The organism is Streptomyces sp. NPDC051217, from assembly GCF_044455465.1.
Lineage (GTDB): Bacteria > Actinomycetota > Actinomycetes > Streptomycetales > Streptomycetaceae > Streptomyces.
Genome location: NZ_JBITEV010000013.1, coordinates 64,405 through 83,816, shown reverse-complemented (window position 1 = coordinate 83,816; position 19,412 = coordinate 64,405). Strand labels below are relative to the sequence as shown.

20 protein-coding genes and 1 tRNA gene are annotated in these 19,412 nt (G+C 71.1%); 10 read left to right on the top strand and 11 right to left on the bottom strand.

The features are described from left to right. Positions 1-5: 5 nt before the first annotated feature. The 3 genes from ACIBBB_RS26375 to ACIBBB_RS26365 form a co-directional block, all read right to left on the bottom strand. Positions 6-1,529 (bottom strand): Stp1/IreP family PP2C-type Ser/Thr phosphatase, encoded by a 1,524-nt coding sequence (locus ACIBBB_RS26375; protein WP_398986107.1) that lies wholly within the window; start codon positions 1,527-1,529, stop codon positions 6-8. A 141-nt stretch (positions 1,530-1,670) separates the two neighbouring features. Next, positions 1,671-2,186: an FHA domain-containing protein gene (locus ACIBBB_RS26370; RefSeq protein WP_398986105.1), complete on the bottom strand. Its 516-nt coding sequence runs from the start codon at positions 2,184-2,186 to the stop codon at positions 1,671-1,673. Positions 2,187-2,196: 10 nt separating this feature from the next. Then, complete coding sequence (locus ACIBBB_RS26365; RefSeq protein WP_398986103.1) at positions 2,197-3,072, bottom strand: FhaA domain-containing protein; 876 nt, start codon at positions 3,070-3,072, stop codon at positions 2,197-2,199. Positions 3,073-3,387: 315 nt separating this feature from the next. Between ACIBBB_RS26365 and ACIBBB_RS26360 the strand changes: the two genes are divergently transcribed. After that, positions 3,388-3,474: transfer RNA gene (locus tag ACIBBB_RS26360), tRNA-Leu, on the top strand. Positions 3,475-3,783: 309 nt separating this feature from the next. Here the strand turns inward: ACIBBB_RS26360 and ACIBBB_RS26355 are convergent. Further along, on the bottom strand, positions 3,784-4,395 hold the full coding sequence (locus ACIBBB_RS26355) for an FMN-dependent NADH-azoreductase (protein ID WP_398986101.1): 612 nt from the start codon (positions 4,393-4,395) through the stop codon (positions 3,784-3,786). Between the two features lie 165 nt (positions 4,396-4,560). Here ACIBBB_RS26355 and ACIBBB_RS26350 point away from each other — a divergent pair, with 165 nt between their 5' ends. The 4 genes from ACIBBB_RS26350 to ACIBBB_RS26335 all read left to right on the top strand — a co-directional run bounded on the left by ACIBBB_RS26350 (position 4,561) and on the right by ACIBBB_RS26335 (position 7,984). After that, the gene (locus ACIBBB_RS26350; RefSeq protein ID WP_398986099.1) at positions 4,561-4,917 is read left to right on the top strand and encodes a winged helix-turn-helix transcriptional regulator; all 357 of its coding nucleotides are present in this window, start codon (positions 4,561-4,563) and stop codon (positions 4,915-4,917) included. A 132-nt stretch (positions 4,918-5,049) separates the two neighbouring features. Continuing rightward, positions 5,050-6,504: a DUF2252 domain-containing protein gene (locus ACIBBB_RS26345; RefSeq protein ID WP_398986096.1), complete on the top strand. Its 1,455-nt coding sequence runs from the start codon at positions 5,050-5,052 to the stop codon at positions 6,502-6,504. A gap of 101 nt (positions 6,505-6,605) precedes the next feature. After that, complete coding sequence (locus ACIBBB_RS26340; RefSeq protein WP_398986094.1) at positions 6,606-7,571, top strand: J domain-containing protein; 966 nt, start codon at positions 6,606-6,608, stop codon at positions 7,569-7,571. 68 nt (positions 7,572-7,639) lie between these two features. Beyond that, positions 7,640-7,984 (top strand): rhodanese-like domain-containing protein, encoded by a 345-nt coding sequence (locus ACIBBB_RS26335; protein WP_398986092.1) that lies wholly within the window; start codon positions 7,640-7,642, stop codon positions 7,982-7,984. Positions 7,985-8,085: 101 nt separating this feature from the next. Here ACIBBB_RS26335 and ACIBBB_RS26330 read toward each other — a convergent pair whose 3' ends face one another. The 5 genes from ACIBBB_RS26330 to paaA are packed head-to-tail and all read right to left on the bottom strand — an operon-like array spanning position 8,086 to position 11,730. After that, complete coding sequence (locus ACIBBB_RS26330; RefSeq protein WP_398986090.1) at positions 8,086-9,159, bottom strand: 2Fe-2S iron-sulfur cluster-binding protein; 1,074 nt, start codon at positions 9,157-9,159, stop codon at positions 8,086-8,088. Further along, complete coding sequence (gene paaD, locus ACIBBB_RS26325) at positions 9,160-9,666, bottom strand: 1,2-phenylacetyl-CoA epoxidase subunit PaaD (protein ID WP_398986088.1); 507 nt, start codon at positions 9,664-9,666, stop codon at positions 9,160-9,162. It lies immediately after the preceding gene. After that, positions 9,660-10,397, bottom strand: a complete 738-nt coding sequence (paaC, locus tag ACIBBB_RS26320) for a 1,2-phenylacetyl-CoA epoxidase subunit PaaC (protein WP_398986087.1) — start codon at positions 10,395-10,397, stop codon at positions 9,660-9,662. Before paaC ends, paaD begins: the two co-directional genes overlap by 7 nt. Continuing rightward, positions 10,394-10,684 carry a 1,2-phenylacetyl-CoA epoxidase subunit PaaB gene (gene paaB, locus ACIBBB_RS26315; RefSeq protein WP_398986085.1) on the bottom strand — a complete coding sequence of 97 codons (291 nt, stop codon included), beginning with the start codon at positions 10,682-10,684 and terminating at the stop codon, positions 10,394-10,396. The genes paaC and paaB overlap by 4 nt, the downstream gene beginning before the upstream one ends. After that, the gene (gene paaA / locus ACIBBB_RS26310; RefSeq protein WP_398986083.1) at positions 10,681-11,730 is read right to left on the bottom strand and encodes a 1,2-phenylacetyl-CoA epoxidase subunit PaaA; all 1,050 of its coding nucleotides are present in this window, start codon (positions 11,728-11,730) and stop codon (positions 10,681-10,683) included. Before paaA ends, paaB begins: the two co-directional genes overlap by 4 nt. 114 nt (positions 11,731-11,844) lie before the next feature. Between paaA and ACIBBB_RS26305 the strand changes: the two genes are divergently transcribed. The 3 genes from ACIBBB_RS26305 to ACIBBB_RS26295 are packed head-to-tail and all read left to right on the top strand — an operon-like array spanning position 11,845 to position 14,682. Further along, entirely contained in the window at positions 11,845-12,603 is a 759-nt protein-coding gene (locus ACIBBB_RS26305; RefSeq protein ID WP_398986081.1) for a DUF5819 family protein, read from the top strand. Further along, positions 12,600-13,895 (top strand): HTTM domain-containing protein, encoded by a 1,296-nt coding sequence (locus tag ACIBBB_RS26300; protein WP_398986079.1) that lies wholly within the window; start codon positions 12,600-12,602, stop codon positions 13,893-13,895. The genes ACIBBB_RS26305 and ACIBBB_RS26300 overlap by 4 nt, the downstream gene beginning before the upstream one ends. 34 nt (positions 13,896-13,929) lie before the next feature. Beyond that, on the top strand, positions 13,930-14,682 hold the full coding sequence (locus ACIBBB_RS26295; protein ID WP_398986077.1) for a TrmH family RNA methyltransferase: 753 nt from the start codon (positions 13,930-13,932) through the stop codon (positions 14,680-14,682). Between the two features lie 44 nt (positions 14,683-14,726). Here the strand turns inward: ACIBBB_RS26295 and paaN are convergent, their stop codons facing one another. After that, on the bottom strand, positions 14,727-16,436 hold the full coding sequence (gene paaN / locus ACIBBB_RS26290; protein WP_398986075.1) for a phenylacetic acid degradation protein PaaN: 1,710 nt from the start codon (positions 16,434-16,436) through the stop codon (positions 14,727-14,729). Between the two features lie 244 nt (positions 16,437-16,680). On the opposite strand from paaN, the gene ACIBBB_RS26285 reads away from it, so the two are divergent. Further along, entirely contained in the window at positions 16,681-18,228 is a 1,548-nt protein-coding gene (locus ACIBBB_RS26285) for a 3-hydroxyacyl-CoA dehydrogenase (protein WP_398986073.1), read from the top strand. Beyond that, complete coding sequence (locus ACIBBB_RS26280; protein WP_398986071.1) at positions 18,225-18,821, top strand: TetR/AcrR family transcriptional regulator; 597 nt, start codon at positions 18,225-18,227, stop codon at positions 18,819-18,821. The genes ACIBBB_RS26285 and ACIBBB_RS26280 overlap by 4 nt, the downstream gene beginning before the upstream one ends. A 45-nt stretch (positions 18,822-18,866) precedes the next feature. Here ACIBBB_RS26280 and ACIBBB_RS26275 read toward each other — a convergent pair whose 3' ends face one another. Then, a complete protein-coding gene (locus ACIBBB_RS26275) occupies positions 18,867-19,364 on the bottom strand; it encodes an Lrp/AsnC family transcriptional regulator (RefSeq protein WP_398986453.1) in 498 nt (165 codons plus the stop codon). Between the last annotated feature and the right edge of the window lie 48 nt (positions 19,365-19,412).

Genomic DNA, 19,412 nt, shown 5'->3' with positions numbered 1-19,412 from the left:
GCCGGCTACTGCTTACCGCAGTTCGAGGCCAGCTTCTGCTCCTCCTCCGAGAGGCTCGGGCCCGGAGTGGGAGTCGCTGTGTTCGGCTTGGTGTCGGTGCTGGTGCCGGTCTTCGGCTTCGTACCGGTCGTGCCGCCGGCCTCGCCCTCGCCGGTGATCGCGTTCGCCGCGCGCTCGGACTCACGGCGCTGTTCGTCCTTCTTGCACGCGGCGGCCTGCTTGGAGAGGTCGTCGATCTTCGTGCGGGCGGACGACTTGCTGCCCTCGGCGATCGTGTCCTCGACCTGCTTGCGCTGGTACGGCGGCAGGTACTTGAGTTCGACCTTGGTGAAGTCTTCCTCGACCTTCGACAGCGAGACCCACGCCAGATCCTGGCTGATGCCGCGGTACAGAGCGACATGCTCGTCGTTGGCACCCACGTAGTACTGGGTCTGGGTCCAGCGGTAGCCGCCGTACAGACCGCCGCCGACGACCACCAGCGCGAGCGTGAGGAAGAACGACCGCTTGAACCACTTGCGGCCGGCGGAGCGCGGCTTGGCGAAGTCATTGTCGGCGTCGCTGTAAGCCCCGAAGCCGGCGTCCGGCGGCATGCCGCCGTAACCGGCTCCGTCTCCGCTGCCCGGCGGGCCGAAGCCCCCCGGCGGCGGCTGGTGCTGCTGGGGTACGGGACGGCCCAGGCCGGCGGCACGGCCGGCGGGCGTCTGCATCGACGGGTCGCTCTCGGCGGCGTGCAGCTGCTGGTTCTCGGCGACGGCGCCGACGACGACCGGGGTGTCGTTGAGCTGCCCCGCGAGGGTGTCGTTGGACTCGACGTCCAGGACGTCCGCCACGATGCAGGTGATGTTGTCGGGACCGCCGCCGCGCAGAGCGAGCTGGATGAGGTCCTGGATGGTCTCCTGCGGGCCCTGGTAGCTCGCCAGGGTCTCTTCCATGGTCTGGTGCGAGACAACGCCGGAGAGGCCGTCGGAGCAGATCAAGTAGCGGTCGCCCGCGCGCACTTCGCGGATCGACAGATCGGGCTCGACATGGTCGCCACTGCCCAGCGCGCGCATCAGCAGGGAGCGCTGCGGGTGGGTGGTGGCCTCTTCCTCCGTGATGCGCCCCTCGTCGACGAGGCGCTGCACCCAGGTGTGGTCCTGGGTGATCTGCGTGAGCACGCCGTCGCGCAGGAGGTACGCGCGGGAGTCACCGACGTGTACGAGGCCGAGGCGCTGTCCCGTCCACAGGAGGGCGGTGAGCGTCGTGCCCATGCCCTCCAGCTGGGGGTCCTCCTCGACCATCACGCGCAGCTGGTCGTTGGCGCGCTGCACCGCCGTACCGAGCGAGGTGAGGATGTCCGATCCCGGCACGTCGTCGTCGAGCTGCACGAGCGTGGAGATCACCTCGGACGAGGCGACCTCACCGGCGGCCTGGCCGCCCATGCCGTCGGCGATGGCCAGGAGCCGGGGACCGGCGTAGCCGGAGTCCTCGTTCCCCTCCCGGATCATGCCTTTGTGCGACCCGGCGGCGAAGCGCAGAGAAAGACTCATGCGCGCCTCTCCCGTCGGTTCGCCAGCCGAATGTGGCGCCAGCCGGTCTCGAGCCACACTGCCCACCCTCCGGTCGGGAGCATGCCGCGGTCCCACGTCAGGACCGCCGCGGCTCGCTCGCTCCGCTCGCTCATTGTCGTACTACTTCCGCAGCTCGATGACGGTCTTGCCGATGCGGATCGGCGCGCCCGGCGGAATCGGTGTCGGGGTGGTGAGCCGGGTCCGGTCGAGATACGTGCCGTTGGTGGACCCGAGATCCTCGACGATCCACTGACCGTCCCGGTCCGGGTAGATCCTGGCATGCCTGCTGGACGCGTAGTCGTCGTCCAGCACGATCGTTGAGTCGTGCGCCCGTCCCAGAGTGATGGTCTGTCCCTGGAGGGCCACCGTGGTGCCGGTGAGGATCCCCTCCGAGACGACCAGCTTCGTGGGCGCCCCCCGGCGCTGCCGGCCGCCCTGCTGCCGCTGTGCGGGCGGCGCGGGGGTCTGGCGGGCGGCGGCCCCCGGCGGACGTGCGTCGGCGTTGCGGCGTGAGCCGCGCTGCGTGACACGTGTGCCGAACAGATCGCTCCGAATGACCTGGACGGCCACAATCACGAACAGCCACAGAACGGCTAGGAAACCTAGCCGCATGACCGTCAGGGTCAGCTCTGACATTGCCCCCGCTTCACCCTTCGGCTTGCCGGTAAACGATGGTGGTTTGGCCCACGACGATCCGCGAGCCGTCGCGGAGCGTAGCGCGGGTGGTGTGCTGTCCGTCTACCACGATGCCGTTGGTGGACCCGAGATCCTGGATCGTCGAGGGCGTTCCGGTCCGAATCTCGCAGTGCCGGCGCGAGACGCCGGGATCGTCGATCCGCACGTCGGCGTCGGTACTGCGGCCCAGTACCAGCGTGGGGCGCGAGATCTGGTGGCGGTTGCCGTTGATCTCGATCCAGCGGCGGACCTGGGCGCCCGGCATCGCCCCGGGGGGCGGTGTCGAGGGCGGCTGCGCGGCCTGTCCCGGGCGCACGGCGCCCGGCGGGGGCGTCGAGGGCATGGGGGGCGGGGACGAGGGCGGGTAGCCGTAGCCGCCGGGCGGTGCGGCCGGCGGGGCCGCGGGGCCCCGCGCGGGGGCGCCGCCCGGTGCGGGGGCGGGTCCCGGCCCGTGGTCGGGGCCCTGTGACGTACTCGACGCCAGGGTGCGGCTGCGCACCCGGTACAGACCGGTGTCGAGGTCGTCGGCCTTCTCCAGATGAACCTTGATCGGGCCCATGAAGGTGTAGCGCTGCTGCTTCGCGTAATCGCGGACGAGCCCGGAGAGTTCGTCGCCGAGCTGTCCCGAGTACGGGCTGAGGCGCTCGAAGTCCGGTGCGCTCAGCTCGACGATGAAGTCGTTGGGGACGACCGTGCGCTCGCGGTTCCAGATCGTGGCGTTGTTGTCGCACTCACGCTGAAGGGCGCCGGCGATCTCCACGGGCTGGACCTCGGACTTGAACACCTTCGCGAAGGTGCCGTTGACCAGACCTTCGAGTCGCTGCTCGAAGCGCTTCAGGACTCCCATGGGGCACCTCCTTCGTCGTTGCCGTCCTGGTACTGCTTACTGATCGTATCCACGCGTCGGGAAATCGGCTGGTTCCCCTTGTCTGCCCCGTCGATGAGTGTCACCTCTCACACGGATCGTAGAGGCGGCCTCAGGACAGTGTCCCGCACGCGGGGTGCACTCCGGAGGAGCGGGGGGAGGCCGCTTGAGGTTGCTTCTTCCCCGGCCGGGTTGCCGAGACAAACGGATGTGATTCCACGCTGTGCAGCGTGCTAATCTTTTCGATGTCGCCAGGCGATCACACCAGCAGGTGAGAGGCCCGACGGCACACCCAATGCGCGGGTGGCGGAATAGGCAGACGCGCTGGATTCAGGTTCCAGTGCCCGAAAGGGCGTGGGGGTTCAACTCCCCCCTCGCGCACCAGGAGAGACCGACGAAACGGGTCTCCGCCAAGGACGAAAGTCCTGGCGGAGGCCCGTTTCTCGTATGTCCGGATCCCGCTGTCGCGACGTGTGGCCGCCTGTGTTCGTGGGTGCGGCTGGTGCGGTGCGTGGTGTGTGGGGCCGGGGTTGGCCGCGGGGTGCGGGGCGTGGGTTGTCCGGTGACGCATGTCACCGGACGGGTGCGGCGCGGATGTGCACACGGACGGGTGTGGACACGGACCGACCCGCACCCGGTACGGCCTTGGGTGCGGGTCGGTCCGTCCTTGTGGGTCGGTCTGTCCTCGCGGGGTCAGGCGGCGAGGCGGGCGGCGAGGGCCTTGGCCTTCTGTGCGGCCTCTTCCCGCGCCTTCGCGCGGGAGGCCTCTGCGAGCGGGACGAGTTCTGCCATCGCGGGCACATGGTGGGCCGCGGTCAGTTCGGGAACGATGAAGTCGACCTCGACGCCGAACATGCCGTTCAGCACCTTCTCCAGATAGTTCTGGACGAACTCGAAGTCCTCGCGCGGGGTGCCCGCCGCGTAGGAGCCGCCCCGGCTGGCGACGACCGTGAACGGCCTGCCCTTGATCGGGCTGTCCTCGCCGGAGTTGTGGCCGGTGATGATCACGTGGTCCAGCCACGCCTTCAGGGTGGACGGGATCGTGAAGTTGTACATCGGGGCGCCGATGAGAACCGCGTCGGCGGCCGCCAGTTCGGCGGCGAGTTCGGCGCGCAGCGCGTTCTCGGGGCCCGCGGCGACGGCGGCGATGGTCAGGTGCGGCAGCGGGGCCGCCGCGAGGTCGCGGTAGACGACCTCGCCTTGTGGGTGCTGCTCGCGCCAGCTCTGTACGAAGGCGGCGGTGACTTCGCGGGAGGCGGATCCCTGCGGGGAAACGGCGGAGTCGATGTGCAGCAACGTGGCCATGAGGGTCTCCATGGGGGGTGAACGGATAAGCGGACGCACGGGTGGGCGGTGGGCGCGGGCCGGCGGGTGCCGGTGCTCGCGGTGCCGCACTTTCGTACGTACCTATTGATAACACAGTCCCTTACTTTTTATTAGGCCCTCTTGTGTTCGCAGTACTCTGGGGGCATGGAGGGAAGCCGCGAGAACCCGTGTAAGCCGGCAGACGTGGGGATGATGCGCGTCTTCGAGCTGTTCGGTAAGAGGTGGACCGGGCTGATCGTGTCCGTCCTCATGCAACGCGCTGTGCACTTCGCGGAGTTGAGGCGGGCGATCCCCGGTATCAGTGAGCGCATGCTGTCCGACCGGCTGACGGAGCTCGGCGGCGCCGGGCTGGTCGTGCGCGAGGTCGACGAAGGGCCGCCGCTGCGGGTCGCGTACCGGCTCACCGAGGCCGGGGAGGCGATGGAGCCCGCGCTGGAGGAACTGGGGCGGTGGGCCGAGAAGCATCTGCCCGGCGAGAGCGGCTGCCCGAAGACGGACTAGGGCCCGGCCGCACCGTCGGGAGCTGGGGGTTCGGGGGCTCGCGGGGTTATCCACAGGGGGAGACGGCCGTGGGACGCGGCGGTAACGTCGTGGGCAGTTGATGTTGGGCGAGCACGGGGGAGGCGGTGTGCCATGGGCGAGGCCGGTTCGGTGGTGACGGACGAGCGCATTCCGGTGGTGCCGGGTTTCGCGCGGCGCCTGGCGCCGGGTGGGGCGGGGAGCACGCCGAAGGACGAGGGGAGGGCACTGCGGCAGCGGGTGCCGAGGTCGTCGCACGATTCGCTGGTGCTCTCGGCCTCACGGCCCGACGCGGTGCGGGCCGTCGAGGAGTCGAGCCGTGGCCGGGTGCCGGAGCTGGCGCCGCTGCGGGTGGGCCGGATGGCCGCCTCGCCCTTCGCCTTTCTGCGGGGCGCGGCCGGGCTGATGGCGCACGACCTGTTGGGGACACCGGTGACCGGCGCGGGCGCGCAGATCTGCGGTGACGCGCACGCGGCGAACTTCGGGCTGTACGGGGACGCGCGAGGCCGCCTCGTCATCGATCTGAACGACTTCGACGAGACGGTGGTCGGCCCCTGGGAGTGGGACGTCAAGCGGCTCGCGACCTCGCTGGTGCTCGCCGGGCGGGAGGCGGGCGCGGACGAGGAGACGTGCCGCCGGGGCGCCAGGGACGCGGTGGGGGCCTACCGGCGCACGATGCGGCTGCTGTCGAAGCTGTCGGCCCTGGACGCGTGGAACGCGATCGCGGACGAGGAGCTTGTCTCCCACACGGACGCGCGCGACCTGATGGGGACGCTGGAGCGGGTGTCGGAGAAGGCGCGTAAGAACACGAGCGCGCGGTTCGCCGCGAAGTCGACGGAGGTCGTGGACGGCGGCGGCGAGGGCGGGGACGCGGGTGGGGTTGCGCAGCGGCGCTTCGTCGACGCGCCGCCCGTGCTGCGGCGAGTGCCGGACGGGGAGGCCGCGGCGGTCGCGGCCGCCCTCGGTGAGTACGTGGGCACGCTCTCGGAGGACCGGCTGCCGCTGCTCGCGCGGTACGCGATCCACGACGTGGCGTTCCGGGTGGTCGGCACCGGCAGTGTCGGGACGCGTTCGTATGTGGTGCTGTTGCTGGACCACCGGGGCGAGGCGCTGGTGCTTCAGGTGAAGGAGGCGCGGGCGTCGGCGCTGCTGCCGTTCGTGGGGGCCGCGGGGTTCGCGACGCGGGTGGTGGGGCACGAGGGGCGCCGGGTGGTGCTCGGGCAGAAGCGGATGCAGGTCGTCAGCGACAACCTGCTGGGCTGGACGACGGTGGACGGCAGGCCGTATCAGGTACGGCAGTTCAGGAACCGCAAGGGCAGTGTGGACGCGGCCGCGCTCCCTGCCGACCAGGTCGACGACTACGCGCGGATGACCGGTGCGCTGCTGGCCAGGGCACACGCGCACAGCGTGGACCCGCGGCTCGTCGCGGGCTACTGCGGCAAGAACGATGATCTGGACGAGGCGGTCGCGGCTTTCGCCGTCGCGTACGCGGACCGGACCGAGGCGGATCACGCGGAGCTGGTGACGGCCGTCAGGAGTGGTCGGATCGCCGCTGAGCTCGGGGTGTGAGGGCCTCGGGACCGGGACGGGGCCCGGGATCGGCGGGGCTTGCGGGGCCTTGGGACCAGGAATGTGAAGGAGGGGGCCGGGTTCGCCCGTAGGCTGGACGGGTGACGCAGGACGCCTTCCGGGAGCCGACGATCCGTAACGACGACGAGCAGGACGTGCCAGACGTGCCGGATGCCACGACGGATGCCACCAGGGACGCGGAGGGCGCGGCAGGCGCGGCCACGGGGGGCGTGGACGCCCCGGAGGGCGCCGGAGACGGGGCGGGCGGCGCCGACGGGGGTGTCGGCGCGGGGCAGGGATCCGAGCGTCTGGAGCGGGCGGTTCGGGCCGCGGAGCAGGCGCTGATCGAGTTCGAGATCGCGCTGGAGACTTTCCGGGTCGAGGTGGAGAACTTCTCCCGGCTGCACCATCAGCGGCTGGGCCCCATGTACTCGCGGCTGGACGAGCTGGACGCGATGATCGCCGAGGCCCGTGCCTCCCGGTCGGGCGACCCCGAGGACCTGCGCAAGGCACGTGAAGCGCGGGCGATGGTGCAGCCGATGCCGGGGATCGAGGAGCTGTTCCACGACTGGCTCGACTCCGACGGTCTGTCGCCCGAGGCGGCGGCGATGCTGACCGACCAGACCGTGCAGCCGCCGAAGCGGGTGCGGCCGACCGACGAGGCGCGCAAGCTCTACCGCGACCTGGCCCGCAAGGCGCACCCGGATCTCGCGCAGGACGACACCGAGCGGACCCGCCGCGACGAGTTCATCACGCGCGTGAACGCGGCCTACGGACGTGGGGACGAGGCGCTGCTCAGGCAGCTAGCCGAGGAGTGGGCGGCGGGGCCCGTGCCGAAGGAGACGCCTCTGAGCGAGAACGAGGAGCTCTACGCCCGGCTGGACTGGCTGGCCCGGCGCAAGGAGCTGCTGACGATCGTGGCGCAGGATCTGGAGCGGAGCGCGATCGGCGCGATGCTTCAGATGGCGCCGGACGACCCCGACCGGCTGCTTGAGGAGATCGCCGAGCAGCTGCTGGCGGAGGTTTCGGCACGCGAGTCCGAACTGGCCCGGTTGGTGCAGCGATAGCGCGTCGCGTGCGCGAGGCTGTATCTGTCGCCCCGGGGGATCCACACGTACGAGAGAAGGCACATCACATGAGTTTCGCCCAGCTGCCCGCGGTGGATGCCGCGGCGGTCCCTTCCGACGGTCTGGTGCTCGACGTCCGTGAGGACGACGAATGGGCGGCGGGCCATGTCGAGGGCGCGCTGCACATCCCGATGAGCGAATTCGTGGCGCGCTTCGGTGAGGTGACCGAGGCGGTGGCCGACGGGCGCACGGCCTACGTCATGTGCCGGGTCGGCGGACGGTCCGCGCAGGTCACCCAGTATCTGGTCCAGCAGGGCATCGACGCGGCGAACGTCGAGGGCGGCATGCAGGCCTGGGACGGCGCCGGGCGCCCGATGGTCACCGACAACGGCAGCGCGGCGTTCGTGCTCTGACGAGTCGACGCCGGTGGCCCCCTTCCGCCTCCGGTCCGGTCCTGGAGCGCGTCGGCCCGTCCCTTACGGGAGGGCCGGCGCACTCACGCGGTCCGCCGTGGTCAGCGGTCGAAGTCCAACTCGACCTCGGCGGTGGCCGGATGGGACTGGCAGGCCAGTACGTAGCCCGCCTCCGTCTCCTCCGGCTCCAGAGCGAAGTTACGGTCCATCCGGACCTCGCCCGAGACGAGGAAGGCCCGGCAGGTGCCGCAGACGCCGCCCTTGCACGCGTAAGGCGCGTCCGCCCGGCCGCGCAGCACCGTCTCCAGCAGGGAGTCCCCCTCCTGGACCGGCCAGCTGCCCGAACGGCCGTCGAGCGTCGCGGTGAGCGTGCTCCCGACGGGGCCGCCCGCCACGCCGGTGGGCCCGGCCGTGTTCGCCGCCAGAGCCGCGTCCAGCGCGCCGTCGTCGACGTGGAAGATCTCCTGGTGGATCACCTTCCGCCCGACGCCGAGCCCGCGCAGCGCCCGCTCCGCGCCCTTGACCAGACCGAGCGGGCCGCACAGGAACCAGCCGTCGACGCCCTCCACCGGGAGCAGCGCGGGCAGCAGCCCCGCCAGGCGCTCCTCGTCCAGCCGGCCCGAGGGAAGCCCGGCCTGCTGCTCCTCCCTGGATACGACCGTGACCAGCTGGAAGCGGTCCGGAAAGCGGTCCTTGAGGTCGGCGACCTCCTCCAGGAACATCGTCGAAGCCACGGTGCGGTCGCTGCGGATCAGACAGAACCGGGCGTCCGGCTCCCGCGCGAGGAGCGTCGAGGCCATCGACAGCACGGGGGTGATGCCGCTGCCGCCGACGATCGCGGCGAAGCGCCCGGGGCGCGGTGGGAGCACGAAGCGGCCGGTCGGCTCCATGACCTCGACCGTGTCGCCCACGGCGAGTTCCTTGAGGGCGTACGTCGAGAAGTCGCCGCCCTCGACCAGCCGGATTCCCACCCGCAGCACGGGCCGTTCGCCGGCGGGCGCGCAGATCGAGTACGTACGACGGATCTCCTCGCCGTCCACGACCCGGCGCAGCGCGATGTGCTGGCCCGGTGTGTGCCGGAACGTCTCGCCCAACTCGGGCGGTACGGCGAAGGTGACGGTCACCGAGTCGTCCGTGAGCCGCTCGACCTCGCTGACGCGGAGCGCATGGAACATCTACAACTCCTTGAAGTGGTCGAACGGTTCACGACAGGACGAGCAGCGGCGCAGGGCCTTGCACGCGGTGGAGGAGAACCTGCTCAGCAGCTCGGTGTCCGTCGAGCCGCAGTGCGGGCAGCGGATGGAGAGGCTGAGGGGCACCGGCCCGTCCGTGCTGTGCGGGCGAGGCGGGGCTATGCCGAACTCCGCGAGCTTGCGCCGCCCTTCGGCGCTGATGTCGTCCGTCGACCAGGCGGGGGAGAGCACCGTGACGACGGAGACGTCCGGTATCCCCCGCTCGTGCAGCACCCGCTCGATGTCCGAGCACATCGTCTCGATCGCCGGGCAGCCGGTGTACGTGGGGGTCAGCTCGACCTCGGCCCTGCCCGGTCCCGAGACATGGACGGCGCGCAGCACGCCCAGCTCCTCCAGCGTCACCACCGGCAGTTCGGGGTCGGGGACGGAGCCGGCGAGCGCGCGCAGTTCGCTCTCCAGCGCCGTCGGACGGCTCGTGCCGGTCACCACGACGCCCCCGGGTGGCTGCGGTGCAGATGCTGCATCTCGGCGAGCATCCGCCCGAACGACTCGGTGTGCAGGCCCTGCCTTCCCGCGCCGGCCGCCCACGCCCCGGTACGCGGCCCGTCGGGCACGGTCAGCGTCGCGCGCTCCAGCACGGTGGTGATCGAGGAGAGCCAACTCTCCTCCAGCTCCTGCCTGTTGACGCCGTCCAGCGCGGCGTCGTCCCCGCCGACAGGCTCGAACATCTCGCCGGTGAACCGCCACAGCGCCGTACAGGCCCGCTGCATCCGCTCATGGCTCTCGGCGGTGCCGTCACCGAGTCGCAGGGTCCACTGCTCGGCATGGTCCTGGTGGTAGTCGACTTCCTTCACGGCCTTCGCGGCGAGCCCGGCGAACGGCCCGTCCCCGGTCGCCAACCGCTCGTAGAGCAGTCGCTGGTAGGTGGAGAAGTAGAGCTGGCGCGCGATCGAGTGCGCGAAGTCGCCGTTCGGCTGCTCGACCAGCTGGAGATTGCGGAAGGCGCGTTCCTCGCGGAGATAGGCCAGCTCGTCCTCGTCCCCCACGAGCGAGTACAGGATCCGGGCCTGGCCCAGCAGGTCCAGCGCGATGTTGGCGAGGGCCACGTCCTCTTCCAGCTCGGGCGCGTGTCCCGCCCACTCCCCCAGCCGGTGGGAAAGGATCAGCGCGTCGTCGGCGAGGGCGAGGGCCGTCGCGGTCGGGGTCGGGGCGCCGGTCACAGGTGACGCACCCCTTCCGGGATCTCGTAGAACGTCGGGTGCCGGTAGGGCTTGTCGCCGGCCGGTTCGAAGAACGAGTCCTTCTCGTCCGGCGAGGACGCCGTGATCGAGGCGGAGGGGACCACCCAGATCGACACGCCTTCGCCGCGCCGGGTGTAGAGGTCGCGCGCGTTACGCAGGGCCATCTCCGCGTCCGGGGCGTGCAGGCTTCCCGCGTGCGTGTGCGAGAGCCCACGGCGGGACCGCACGAAGACCTCCCACAGAGGCCACTGGGTCGATCCGCTCATGCCGTCGCCTCTTTCTCCACGAGCCGCGCGCTCTCCGCGCCGCCGGTGCCGCTGTCGCTGTCGCCGGACTTGTCGTTGCCGCCGCGCTTCGCCGCGTACGCCGTCGCCGCCTCGCGCACCCAGGCGCCTTCCTCATGGGCGCGGCGCCGCTGGGTGATCCGCTGTTCGTTGCAGGGGCCGTTGCCCTTCAGGACCTCGCGGAATTCGTCCCAGTCGATCGCCCCGAAGTCGTGCTGTCCCCGCTCCTCGTTCCACTTCAGGTCCGGGTCGGGGAGCGTGAGACCGAGCGTCTCGGCCTGGGGGACGCAGATGTCCACGAACCGCTGCCGCAGCTCGTCGTTCGAATGCCGCTTGATCTTCCAGGTCATCGACTGCGCGGAGTGCGCCGACTCGTCGTCGGGCGGGCCGAACATCATCAAGGAGGGCCACCACCAGCGGTTCACCGCGTCCTGCGCCATCTCGTGCTGCGCGGGCGTGCCCCGGCTGAGGGCCAGCAGTGATTCGTACCCCTGGCGCTGGTGGAAGGACTCCTCCTTGCAGATACGGACCATCGCGCGGGCATACGGGCCGTACGAGCAGCGGCAGAGCGGGACCTGGTTCGTGATCGCCGCCCCGTCCACCAGCCAGCCGATCGCGCCGACGTCCGCCCAGGTCAGCGTCGGATAGTTGAAGATCGACGAATACTTCTGGCGGCCGGCGTGGAGCTTGTCGAGCAGCTCGGTGCGGCTCGTGCCCAGCGTCTCCGCCGCGCTGTAGAGATACAGCCCGTGTCCCGCCTCGTCCTGCACCTTGGCCATCAGGATCGCCTTGCGCCGCAGCGAGGGCGCGCGCGTGATCCAGTTCGCCTCCGGCTGCATGCCGATGATTTCCGAGTGCGCGTGCTGGGCCATCTGGCGGACGAGCGATGCGCGGTAGGCCTCCGGCATCCAGTCGCGGGGCTCGATGCGCTCGTCGGCGGCCACGGCGGCGTCGAACGCCGCCTCGTATGCCTCCGCCGTCGTCTCCACCGTTGCCTCCACAGCCGTCCCCGCGGTCACTGCCGTCATCCGGGCCCCCTACCGACCGATCGTTCGGTTCATGGACTTCAATGGTCGGTCGGCGGCCCGTAGGGTGTCAACCCTGTGGATAACCGACTGTGGGAAGACGGGGATCGGGGCGGGATGGATTCGAACGACGGCAAGGGCGGGAACCCGGAGTCTCCACCGGGTCCACCAGCGGCTCCGCCACCGGGGATAGCCGGGCTCTCCTTCCCGTACCGGGTGGCCGCCGCCGTCGCCCTCGCGGTCGTCGCACTGGTCGCCGTGGGCCATGTGGCCATGGTGTTCCTGCACGTCGCGCCGCAGAACACCGTCTCCAAGGAGTACGGCGAGCAGGTGGGCGACTGGGTCTATCCGGAGTTCGAGCAGAACTGGAAGCTCTTCGCGCCCAATCCGCTCCAGCAGAACATCGCCGTCGAGGTGCGCGCCGACGTGAACAGGGCCGACGGATCGCGCGGTACGACCGGCTGGATCAATCTGACCGCCGAGGACGCCGCGGCGATCCGCGGCAACCCCTTCCCCAGCCATGTCGACCAGAACGAGCTGCGCCGGGGCTGGGACTTCTACGTCAACTCCCACGACGACGAGGCCCGCCCCAACGGTCTGCGCGGGCAGCTCTCGGAGAGCTACATACGCAGGATCGTGATGCTGCGCCTGGAGTCGTACGACCTCGGCGGTCCCGTCGAACGGATCCAGCTCCGCTCCGTCTCCCGGGTCGTCCAGGCGCCCCCGTGGAGCGACGAGAAGAACAACACGAAGCCCGGCTACCGCGTCTTCCCTTGGTGGACCGTGACCCCGGACGATCTGTCCGAAGGCGTCCGGAACGACGGCCCGCCGGGCGACGGCCCGCGCGACGGCGGCCGTACGGAGGCCCGCGGATGAGCCGCCCCGCCCGACCCGCCCACGCGCCGACCGTCCTCCACAAGGCCGCGCTCGTCCTCCAGCGCGTCACCTCCCGGCCCCTCGGGCCCCACCAGAGCGCCGTCGTCCGTATCGGCTTCTCCGCCGCCTGGCTGCTCTTCCTGCTGCGTGAACTGCCCAACCGCCGTGAGCTGTACGGGCCCGGCAGCCCGTGGAGCTGGGACATCGCACAGCAACTGATCGCGGGCAACGGCGCGTTCACCACGCTGATGTGGTCGGACAGCGGCGTCTGGTTCGAGATCGTGTACGCCGTCTCCGTACTGTCCAGCGCCCTGCTGATGCTCGGCTGGCGCACCCGCACGATGTCCGTGCTCTTCATGGTGGGCGTGCTCTCCCTCCAGAACCGCAGCATCTTCATGGGCGACGGCGGCGACAACGTCATCCATCTGATGGCGATCTATCTGGTGCTCACGCGCTGCGGCCGGGTCTGGTCGCTGGACGCCCGCCGGGAGGACCGCGCCGCGCGCGCCGTGGCCTCCGGCGGTACCGTGCCGGTGGACCGCGTCGGACCGGTCCTGTGGGCGGTGCTCGGTGTCGCTCTGCTGGGCACGCTGCTGGACACGACCGGCGGCGAGTGGTGGGTCACGACGCTGCTGTGGACGCTGTGGCTCTCCCAGGGGCTGTGGTGGGCGGTGAACCGTTACGCGCCGAGGAGCGAGCCCCGCGCGCTGCTGGAGATCGTCGCGAACCTCGTGCACAACGGCACGCTCGTCGTGATCATGGCGGAGGTCTGTCTGATCTATGCCACGGCCGGCTGGTACAAGATCCAGGGTTCGCGCTGGCAGGACGGCACCGCGCTCTACTATCCGCTGCACCTGGACTACTTCGCCCCCTGGCCCGCGCTCGCCGACATCCTGGCCTCCAGCGGACTGATCGTGATGGTGCTGACGTACGGCACGGTCATGGTGCAGGTCGCGTTCCCGTTCACGCTCTTCAACCGGCGGGTCAAGAACGTCCTGCTGGTGGCCATGATGCTGGAGCACGCGGGCATCGCGGTCCTGCTCGGGCTGCCGTTCTTCTCGCTCGCCATGATCGCCGCCGACGCCGTCTTCCTGCCGACCAGCTTCATGGTCCGGATCGGCCACGCGGCGACGCGCCTGCGGCTGCGCTTCACCAAGGGGCCGGTGCCCAGGGACGGCGCCGGGGCCACCCTGCCCGGCCGGCGCGAGGCGCAGGACGCGGGGCCGACCGCGCACGACACGACGCCCCCGGCGCCGCCCGGCGTCGACGCGGACCCCTCGCTCGTCCGGTGACGGTTCTCGCCGCCCGCCCGCCTACGCTGGGGCGATGAACGACGTCGATACCGCGAGTGCCCCGCGGCTGTGGCACGAGAATGCCCCCGGCGCCGTGGTGCTCGACGGCTTCCACGCGCTGAAGCACGCCCTGCGGTTCGGGGCGGACGTGCGGCTCGCGGTCACCAGCGACAAGGAGTCCGTGCTCGCCCTCGCGGCCGAGCTCGCCGACGATCTGACCGGCACCCTGCGGCGGTCCCTGGTCGAAGTGCCCGCCGACGACCTGCGAAAGCTGGTGCCGAAGGTGCACCCGACGCGCGTGGCCGCCCTGGCGGTCAGGCGTGGCCGTACGGAGAACCTGGCCGCGCTGGCGGCGGCGCCCCGGCGCTCTCCCGTCGTCGTCCTCGACAATCCGCGCAATCTCGGGAACGTCGGGGCGGTGGTGCGGCTCGCGGCCGGGTTCGGGGCGACCGGGGTGGTGACCACCGGGGATCTCGATCCCTGGCATCCGAACGTCGTCCGCGCCGGCGCCGGGCTGCACTTCGCCACCGCCGTGGAGCGGCTGTCGCCCGACGATTTCCCCCGGGGCCCGCTGTACGCCCTGGACCCGGAGGGACAGGACATCCGGTCGGTGACGCTCCCCGACGACGCGCTGCTCGCCTTCGGCTCCGAACGCCACGGGCTCTGCGCCGAACTGCGGGCACGGGCCGATACGTTGCTGGCCCTGCCGATGCGGCCCCAGGTCTCCAGCTACAACCTCGCCACCAGCGTGGCCATGGCGCTGTTCCACTGGGGCGGGCCGAACTGACCCGTGCCCGGCCGCCGTTGGACGGTTGGGCACGGGTGCCGGTGTCACCCCTGCCGGCGGACCTCCACCGTACGGAAGCGGTTGGCCACGAACGCCGCGTCGCACAGCGCCGCGTTCGCCGCCGGATTGCCGCCCGAGCCGTGGAAGTCCGAGAAGGCCGCGGTCTGGTTCACATAGACGCCGCCCGTCAGATTCAGCGACAGCTGGGCCAGCTCCTCCATACAGACGTCCTCGACGGCGCGCTCCGTCTCCGCGGATGTCGTGTACGCCCCCACAGTCATCGCGCCCTTGTCGCGGACCGTACGGCGCAGCAGCTCCAGCGCCTCCTCGGTCGACTCCACGGCGACCGCGAACGAGACCGGGCCGAAGCACTCCGAGAGATAGGGCGCCTCCGAGCCGTTCGCCCCCGCCGCCGGGTCCCACTGCTTGCGCGAACCGTCGGACTTGACGATCACCGGCGTACGGACCACCGCGTCCGGGAAGTCCGGATTGGCGATCACGCGCGAGGCGAGCGCCACGTCGCCGAGGCCGCCGGCCGTGTCCAGCCTGCTCTTCACGTCCGGGTTGACCAGCGCGCCGAGCAGGCCGTTGGCCCGGACGTCGTCGCCGAGCAGGCCGCTCACCGAGGCCGCCAGGTCGGCGACCACCTCGTCGAAGGACTTCGGGCCCGCGTCCGTGGAGATGCCGTCGCGCGGGATGAGGAGATTCTGCGGGGTGGTGCACATCTGGCCGCTGTAGAGCGAGAGCGAGAAGGCCAGATTGGAGAGCATGCCCTTGTAGTCGTCGGTGGAGTCGACGACGACCGTGTTGACCCCCGCCTTCTCCGTGTAGACCTGCGCCTGGCGGGCGTTGGTCTCCAGCCAGTCGCCGAAGGCGGTGGACCCGGTGTAGTCGATGATCTTGATCTCGGGGCGTACGGCCAGGGTCTTGGCGACGCCCTCGCCGGGACGCTCGGCGGCCAGCGCGACCAGATTCGGGTCGAAGCCGGCCTCGGCCAGGACCTCGCGGGCCACCCGCACCGTGAGGGCGAGGGGCAGCACCGCGCGCGGGTGCGGCTTGACGAGGACCGGATTGCCGGTGGCCAGCGAGGCGAACAGGCCCGGATAGCCGTTCCACGTCGGGAAGGTGTTGCAGCCGATCAGCAGAGAGATACCGCGCGGCGCGGCGGTGAAGGACTTCCGCAGCTCCAGGGGATCGCGCTTGCCCTGGGGCTTGGACCAGTCGGCGTCGGCGGGCGTGCGGGTCTGTTCCTGATACGCGTACGCCACCGCCTCCAGGCCGCGGTCCTGGGCGTGCGGCCCGCCCGCCTGGAACGCCATCATGAACGCCTGCCCGCTGGTGTGCATCACGGCATGGGCGAACTCGTGCGTGCGGGCGCTGATCCTCGCCAGGATCTCCAGGCCGACCAGGGCGCGCGTCTCGGGTCCCGCCGCGCGCCAGGCGCTCATGCCCGCGCGCATGGCGGGAAGCAGGACGTCGATGTCGGCGTGCGGATACTCGACGCCGAGCTCCGGCCCGTACGGCGAGGTCTCGCCGCCCGTCCAGCCGTCGGTGCCCGGCTGGTCCAGGTCGATACGGGTGCCGTGCAGGGCCTTGAACGCGGCCAGGCCCTCGGCCGGCGCGCTCTCGCCGTACGCCTTCGGGTGCTCGGGGTGCGGCGACCAGTAGGCGCGCGTGCGAATCGCGTCGAGGGCCTGGTCGAGCGTGGGCCGGTGCTTCTCGTTGAGCTGCTGGGGGCTGAGCTGGGCGGCCATCAGGGACCAACTCCTCGTCGAGCTGGGCGGGACAGGGAAATGGGCGACAGGGGGACACGAGCAACAGACAGAGTTAGAGTAACCGAACGATCGGTCGGGACAAGGGGGGCCTGTGGAAAACCCGCGCTCTCCCGCCGCCGCGGAGGGTGTCGTTCCGGTCAGTTCCGGCTGACCGCCGCCTGAGACCGGTCTCCTTGGGGAGGTTCCGTACCGCGGCGAAAGCTCATACAGGAGGATCGGGGTCATGACAGCAATCGAGCGCTCCCGCGTCGTCGCGGTGGTCGGCACCGGCACGATGGGACAGGGAATCGCCCAGGTGGCCCTCGTCGCCGGCCACCCCGTGCGCCTCTACGACGCCCTGCCCGGCCGCGCCAAGGAGGCGGCGGAGGCCGTCGGAGCCCGGCTGGACCGGCTGACGGAGAAGGGCCGGCTGGACGCGGAGGCCCGCGACAGCGCCAAAGCCCGGCTGCTCCCCGCCGCGGAACTGTCCGAGCTCGCGGACGCCGCCCTCGTCGTCGAGGCCGTCCTGGAGCAACTGGCGGTCAAACAGGAGCTGTTCGCGGCGCTGGAGGGCATCGTCGGCGACGACTGCCTGCTCGCCACCAACACCTCCTCCCTCTCCGTCACGGCCCTCGCCGGCGCCCTGCGCCGCCCCGGCCGCTTCGTCGGACTGCACTTCTTCAACCCCGCGCCGCTCCTGCCGCTGGTCGAGATCGTCAGCGGCCACGCGACCGAGGAGAGCACGGCCACGCGCGCGTGGGAGACGGCGTCGGCGTGGGGCAAGACGCCCGTGCGCTGCGCCGACACCCCGGGCTTCGTCGTGAACCGGATCGCCCGCCCCTACTACGCCGAGGCGCTGCGTCTGTACGAGGAGCGGGCCGCCGACCCCGCGACCATCGACGCCGTCCTGCGCGAGTGCGGCGGCTTCCGGATGGGTCCCTTCGAACTGACCGATCTCATCGGCCAGGACGTCAACGAGGCGGTCACGCGCTCCGTCTGGGAGTCCTTCTTCCAGGACGTGCGCTTCACGCCCTCCCTGGCCCAGCGGCGCCTCGTGGAGTCGGGCCGGCTCGGCCGCAAGTCGGGCCGGGGCTGGTTCGGTTACGAGGACGGCGCCCCCGCGCCCGTACCGCTGACCGCCCCGCCCGCCGAACCGCCCTCGTCCGTCGTCGTCCAGGGCGAGCTGTTCGCGGCGGCGGCGCTGCCGGAGCTGATCGAAGAGGCCGGGATCGAGGTCATACGTAAGGAGGACGCCGTCCCCGGATACCCCGGCTGGCTCGAACTGCCCTGCGGCACCCGTCTCTTCCTCACCGACGGCGAGGCGGCGGACGCCTCCGACCTGCGGCTGATCCACTTCGACCTCGCGCTCGACTACCGCACCGCGACCCGGATAGCCCTCGCGCCGTCCGCGACCGTGGCCGAGGAGTCCGTCGTCACGGCCGTGGGCCTCTTCCAGGCGCTCGGCAAGCGGGTCAGTGTGATCGCCGACGTCCCCGGCATGATCGTGGGCCGTACGGTCGCCATGCTCGTCGACTTCGCGCTCGACGCCGAGGCGCGCGGTGTCGCGTCCGCCGAGGACATCGACACCGCGATGCGGCTCGGCGTGAACTACCCGCGCGGACCGCTCGACTGGGGAGCGGAGCTGGGGGCCGACCGGACCCTCTACCTGCTGGAGCGGCTGCACGAGGAGTATCCGTCGGGCCGGTACGGCGCCTCGCAGGCGCTGCGCCGCCTCGCCGCCGCCGAGGCCGCGTCGGCAGCCGGCGCCGCACCGGAAGGGTCGGGCTCATGACCACCGCCAAGCGCGACACCTACACCCCCGAGACACTGCTGACGGTCGCCGTCGGCGTCTTCAACGAGCGCGGCTACGACGGCACCTCCATGGAGCATCTGTCGAAGGCCGCCGGTATCTCCAAGTCCTCGATATACCACCATGTGTCGGGCAAGGAGGAGCTGCTGCGCCGCGCGGTCAGCCGGGCCATCGACGGCCTCTTCGGCATCCTCGACGAGCCGGACGCCGGGCGCGGCCGGGCCATCGCGCGGGTCGAGTACGTGACGCGCCGCACCGTCGAGGTCCTGATGGCGGAGCTGCCCTACGTGACTCTGCTGCTGCGGGTACGGGGCAACACCAGGACCGAGCGCTGGGCCATGGAGCGGCGGCGGGAGTTCGACCAGCGGGTCGCGGGCCTGCTGAAGGCGGCGGCGGCCGACGGCGACCTCCGCGCGGACATGGACATCCGGCTGGCGACGCGACTGCTCTTCGGCATGATCAATTCGCTGGTGGAGTGGTACCGGCCGCAGCCGGTCGGCGGCTACGACAGTGACCAGGTGGCCGAGGCGGTCGTACGGATGGCGTTCGACGGGCTGCGTACGGAAACCTCGTAGGACGCGTACGGCACCCGTATGACGCTCGGGCCGCCGCCGGCCCCTTCAGGGCGTGGGCGGGCCCGGCGCGTCGAGGTCGGTCTCCTCGAAGACCAGCAGGGTGCGGGTGGACAGCACCTCGGGGATGGACTGGAGCCGGGTCAGTACCAGCTCCCGCAGTGTCCGGTTGTCCGGCGCGTGGACCAGCAGCAGCACGTCGAAATCGCCGCTGACCAGGGCGATGTGCGTGGCGCCCGGCAGCTCTTGGAGCTGTTCGCGCACGGTGCGCCACGAGTTCTGCACGATCTTGAGCGTGATGTACGCGGAGGCGCCCTGACCTGCCCGTTCGTGGTTGATCCTGGCGCCGAACCCGCGGATGACGCGGTCCTCGATGAGCCGGTTGATCCGGGCGTACGCGTTGGCGCGCGAGACATGGACGCGCTCGGCCACGGACCGTATCGAGGCGCGGCCGTCCGTCTGGAGGATGCGCAGGATGTCGTGGTCGATCGCGTCCAGCGGCCGGGGCGGCGGCTGCTGCCCGGTCCGGTCCCAGTCCTCGGCCATTTGTTCAGCCGCCATGGCCCCCACCTCTCCACTCTTGGACGCCTTGTG